The organism is Actinosynnema sp. NPDC059335 (assembly GCF_042752395.1).
GTDB lineage: Bacteria > Actinomycetota > Actinomycetes > Mycobacteriales > Pseudonocardiaceae > Actinosynnema.
In genome coordinates, this window is the sequence record NZ_JBHYXZ010000213.1 from 6,273 (window position 1) to 11,050 (window position 4,778).

The 4,778-nt window shown below is 74.3% G+C and carries 5 protein-coding genes; 1 reads left to right on the top strand and 4 read right to left on the bottom strand.

Annotation, left to right across the window (positions count from 1 at the left end; translation table 11 throughout):
- The 3 genes from ACFXGA_RS37085 to ACFXGA_RS37095 all read right to left on the bottom strand — a co-directional run.
- Window positions 1-1,271 (bottom strand): molybdopterin-dependent oxidoreductase (locus ACFXGA_RS37085; RefSeq protein ID WP_378096806.1); only part of this gene is annotated, 1,271 nt, incomplete at its 3' end.
- Window positions 1,272-1,284: 13 nt separating this feature from the next.
- Window positions 1,285-2,445 (bottom strand): MFS transporter, encoded by a 1,161-nt coding sequence (locus ACFXGA_RS37090; RefSeq protein ID WP_378096809.1) that lies wholly within the window; start codon window positions 2,443-2,445, stop codon window positions 1,285-1,287.
- A gap of 294 nt (window positions 2,446-2,739) precedes the next feature.
- Window positions 2,740-3,561: a hypothetical protein gene (locus ACFXGA_RS37095; protein WP_378096791.1), complete on the bottom strand. Its 822-nt coding sequence runs from the start codon at window positions 3,559-3,561 to the stop codon at window positions 2,740-2,742.
- Window positions 3,562-3,702: 141 nt separating this feature from the next.
- Between ACFXGA_RS37095 and ACFXGA_RS37100 the strand changes: the two genes are divergently transcribed.
- Window positions 3,703-3,966 (top strand): hypothetical protein, encoded by a 264-nt coding sequence (locus ACFXGA_RS37100; protein ID WP_378096794.1) that lies wholly within the window; start codon window positions 3,703-3,705, stop codon window positions 3,964-3,966.
- 73 nt (window positions 3,967-4,039) lie between these two features.
- Here ACFXGA_RS37100 and ACFXGA_RS37105 read toward each other — a convergent pair.
- Window positions 4,040-4,778, bottom strand: a 739-nt coding sequence (locus tag ACFXGA_RS37105) for a zinc-binding dehydrogenase (RefSeq protein WP_378096797.1), incomplete at its 5' end; no start/stop codon positions are given.

The following is a 4,778-nucleotide window of genomic DNA, read 5'->3' on the forward strand; positions in this document are numbered from 1 at the left end:
GCCCCGGACAGCAGCGGGTCGACGTCGCCCAGGTCGAGGTTCCAGCGGCCCGCGCCGGCCTCGCCGAAGCGGAACCCGAGCGACCCGCCCGGCACCACCGGCCCGCCCGTGGCCGAGTCGAGCAGGACGGTCTTGAACGCCGCGTGCTCCTCGTCGGTGTGGCCGGCCAGGTCGGCGGCGGTGAGGAACTTCCCCGGCCGGACCACGTCGCCGTGCCCGTCCAGGCGGACCAGGAACGGCAGGTCGGTGTAGCGCTTGACGTAGTCGGTGAAGTACGGGGTGGTCCTCTCGACGAAGAACTCGCGCAGGATCACGTGCCCCATGGCCATGGCCAGCGCGCCGTCGGTGCCGGGCCGGGCGGCCAGCCACTCGTCGGCGAACTTGACGTTGTCGGCGTAGTCCGGGGACACGGCGACGACCTTCTGCCCCCGGTAGCGCGCCTCGGCCATCCAGTGCGCGTCCGGCGTGCGGGTGACCGGCAGGTTGGAGCCCCACATGATCAGGTAGCCGGCGTCCCACCAGTCGCCCGACTCCGGCACGTCGGTCTGGTCGCCGAACACCTGCGGGCTGGCCACCGGCAGGTCGGCGTACCAGTCGTAGAACGACAGCATCGCGCCGCCCACCAGCGACACGAACCGCGCGCCCGACGCGTGCGACACCATCGACATGGCCGGGATCGGCGAGAAGCCGGCGACCCGGTCCGGGCCGTGCTCCTTGATCGTGTGCACGTGCGCGGCCGCGACCAGCTCCACCGCCTCGTCCCAGGACGCCCGCACCAGCCCGCCCCTGCCGCGGGCCGCCTTGTACCGCCGGGCCCGCTCGGGGTCGCCCACGATTTCGGCCCAGGCGAGCACGGGGTCGCCGGTGCGGGCCTTGGCCTCCCGGTACAGCTCCAGCAGCACACCGCGCACGTACGGGTAGCGCACCCGCGTGGGCGAGTACGTGTACCAGGAGAACGCCGCGCCCCGCGGGCAGCCGCGCGGCTCGTACTCCGGCCGGTCGGGACCCACCGAGGGGTAGTCGGTCTCCTGCGCCTCCCAGGTGATGATCCCGTCCTTGACGTAGACCTTCCACGAGCACGACCCGGTGCAGTTCACCCCGTGCGTCGAGCGCACCACCGCGTCGTGGCTCCACCGGTCCCGGTAGAACCCGTCGGCCTGCCGGCCGCCGATCCGGTGGAGCGTCCGCAGGTCCGGGGAGACCTCGGCGCGGGTGAAGAAGCGCCGGGTCCGCACCAGGGCGTCGGTCAGTCCGCTGTCGAGTCCCGCCATCGTCGCGCTCCCCTCACCGCCGGTGGCCGTGCACGGCGCGGCGCACCACCGTCGAGGTGAACCCGAGCGCCGCGAGCGCGACCACCGCCAGCGCGGCGAGGCCGAGCGCGTAGGACGACAGCGCGCCGTACAGCGCGCCCATCACCAGGGGCGGGACGAACCCGCCCAGGCCGCCCGCCGCCCCGACCACGCCGGTGACCGCGCCGACCTTGTTCGCCGGGGCGAGCAGCGCGACCAGCGCGAACACCGCCCCGCTGCCCGCGCCGAGCGCGGCGGCCATGGACAGGAACGCGATCGTGCCCAGCGGCGCGAGGTCGGGGGTGAACGCCTGGACCACCGCGCCCACCGCCACCACCGCCAGGCACGCCACCAGCACCCGCACCGCGCCGAGCCGGTCGGACAGCCAGCCGCCCACCGGCCGCATCACCACCGCGAGCAGCACGAACCCGGCCATCCGGTTGGCCGCGTCCGCCTGCTGGAGCCCGTAGGCCGTCTTCAGGTACGCGGGCAGGTACACCGAGAAGGCGACGAACCCGCCGAACGCCACCGCGTACAACGCCGAAGCCTGCCACGTGACCGGCAGCTTCGCGGTGTCCACGAGCCGGCGGGCCATCGACCCGGTCGGCACGGTGCGGTCCGGCGCGTCGCGCAGCAGCAGGGCCGCGAGCACCGCGTAGACCGCGAGCACCGCCGCCGTGACCAGGAACGGCGTCGCCACGCCACCGCGGTCCACCAGCTCGACCGTGGTCAGGGCGCTGATCGCGGTGCCGCCCATGCCCACGCCGAAGATGCCGATCGCGAGCCCGCGCCGCTCGGGCGGGAACCAGACGTTGACGAACGGCACCCCGACCGCGAACGCCGTGCCGCCCAGCCCGAGGAAGAACCCGCCGACCAGCAGTCCGGCCGCCGAGGTGGTGCCGGCCAGGCCGAGGAACAGCACCGGCACGATCGTCGCGGCCGACACCAGCGGGAACATCACCCGCCCGCCGAACCGGTCGGTCAGCGCGCCCACCGGGATCCGGCCGAGCGACCCCACGATCACCGGCACCGCGACCACGAGCGCCTGCTGGAACGAGGTCAGGCCGAGGTCGTCCTGCAGCAGCGGGCCCAACGGGCTCAGCAGCGCCCACGCCCAGAAGTTCACCGCGAACCCCGCGGTGGCCAGGCCGAGCATCAACGCCCGCCGACCGGTGGTGGCTGCGCGGCTGTCGGTGGAAGGCGCTGCCCGCAAGCCCCTCACCGCCCCGCGTCCGTCACCGGTGTGCCGCGGCCATCGTCACCCGGACCCGCGGACGTCGCACCCGCACCGGTCACCCGACCGGGTGCCACCGGGAGCCACGGCGTCGCGCCCTGACCGGTGCGGCCGCGAGGCGGGCCGTCACACCTGCGCGGGCACCGGCCTGCCCCACGCCACGATCGCCGCCACCGGGCCGGGGGCTGTCGCGGCGAGAGGAGCCGTGATCGGCCGCTAACGGGTCGCCTGGAACTCCTCGAACAGCTCCGGGATGTAGGCGAGCAGCAGGTCGACCGTGCTGAACCCGCCGGTGACCGGGTCGAGCTGGGCGTAGGCGTAGGCGATCTCCGAGCCCTTGCGCGACGGGGCCGACTCGCGCACGTCGGTGAACCAGTCCACGAACGGCACCCGCCGCAGCACCAGCACCGGGTTCAGCACCACGGCGTAGACCAGCAGCAGGTCCAGCACCACCGGACGGCTGCGCAGCGCCCACCGGTAGAACTCGGAGAACAGGAAGAACCGGCGCTCCACCGCGGTGGGCTTCAGGCCGTGCACCTGCTCGGCCACCGCGACGCCGTGGTCGGTCGACGCCTGCTCGGCCTCGCCCCACGCCCGGTCGTGCGCGTTGCGGGCGGTCAGCTCGCCGCGGTCCAGCCTGGTCAGGTAGTCGGCCCAGCGGGCGGAGCCGGGGTTGCCGAACCCGTCCGTCGAGCGGCCGAGCGCGATCGCGACCCCCCGCTCGATCCCTTCCAGGATCGCCGCGTCGACGTGCGAGACCCACGTGCCCGGCGCGCCCAGCCCCCGGTCGCGGAAGAACGCGAGGACGCCTTCGATGTTGCGCCACCGGTCGGACGCGCCGAGCCCGGCCGCGTGACCGCTCTGCACCAGTCGCAGGAACTCCAGCCGCTGCGCCATGTCCAACCGGTCGATCTGGGCGGCCGTGCAGTCGAGCGCGGCGGCGCACTCCGCCGGCGTCCGAACGGCCGCCACCGCCGGCACGGGCACCAGCAATCCGGCCAGCAGAGCGAGGACGACAACCCACCCGGAGCGCTTCACACCGGGAAACCTAACGCCCCCACCAGGCTGCGGCGGACCCAAACCACCCACACGGGTGCAACGGGAATCGGGGAGCCGAACCTCCCTCACGTGCGCCGTCCCGCGTCCGGACGCCGTCCGGTCACGGGCACCATGGACCGCATGATGCGGCAACTCCCCGCGAAGGACCGCCCCGGCAAGGACGCCTGGCTCGGCCCGGTCTCACTGTGCCTGGCCCTGCTCAGCTGGCCGATCCCGTTGGGCGGCCCCGTCCTGGCGCTGGGCGCGGTGGCGTGCGGCGTGCGGTCCATGACCACCAAAACGGAATACCGCATCGACTGGACCGCCGCCGCCGGCACGTGCGTCGGCGTGCTGCAACTGCTGCTGTCGCTGATGCTGCTGGTCATGGACGCAGGCGGCCACTAGACACACCGTCGGGTTCGGCGGCCCCGACGTCGACGTCGCCCCACATCGGTTCCCGAACACCGCCGGGCGGTTCTCATGCCACCTTGATGACGACTTTCCCCGCGGCGTGGCCGTTCTCCACGGTGGCGAGGGCGGCCGGGGCATCGGGGAGCGGGTGGACCGCGGTGATCACGGGTGCGAGGACTCCGTCGAGGGCCAGCCGGGCGGACCGCTCCAGGTTCTCGCGGTCGAGGCGCCGCTCGACGAAACGCCCACCGAGGTCGGGCACCGACATGTCACCCACGGCGATGACGTTGCGGGCCTCCCGGGCCAGCGGGGCGACCGTCCGCAGCGAGGTGCCTCCGGCCAGGTCGACGATCCCGTCCACACCGTCCGGGACCAGCTCGCGCGTCACGGCGACGACGTCCTCGGCGGTGTAGTCGATGAACCGCACCCCGACCGCCTCGGCGTGCTCGCGCTTGGCGGTGCTCCCGGTGCCGATCACCCGCAGCCCGCGCGCGCCGGCCAGCCGGGCGACGGCGAGGCCGACCCCACCCCCGACCCCGTTGACCAGGACCGTGGCGCCGGCCGGGAGGCCGAGCTGGTCCAGCGCGTCCACCGCGGTCGTCCCGGCCACCGGCAGCGTCGCCGCCACGGTCGCGGACAGGCCCACCGGGATGCGCGCGATGTTCGGCGCGGACAGCACCGTCGTCTCGGCGTAGGTGCCGCCACCGGTGAGCGCGAAGCCGAAGACCGCGTCGCCGACCTCGAACCCGTCGACGTCCCCGCGCCCGGCGTCGGAGCGTAAACCACGCCCCAGGACCCCCCCCCCC

Excerpts from the sequence above, each read along its gene's own strand:
- ACFXGA_RS37100 (WP_378096794.1), top strand. The coding sequence starts at position 3,703 with ATGATGCGGCAACTCCCCGCGAAGGACCGCCCCGGCAAGGACGCCTGG.
- ACFXGA_RS37090 (WP_378096809.1), bottom strand. The coding sequence starts at position 2,445 with ATGCTCGGCCTGGCCACCGCGGGGTTCGCGGTGAACTTCTGGGCGTGG.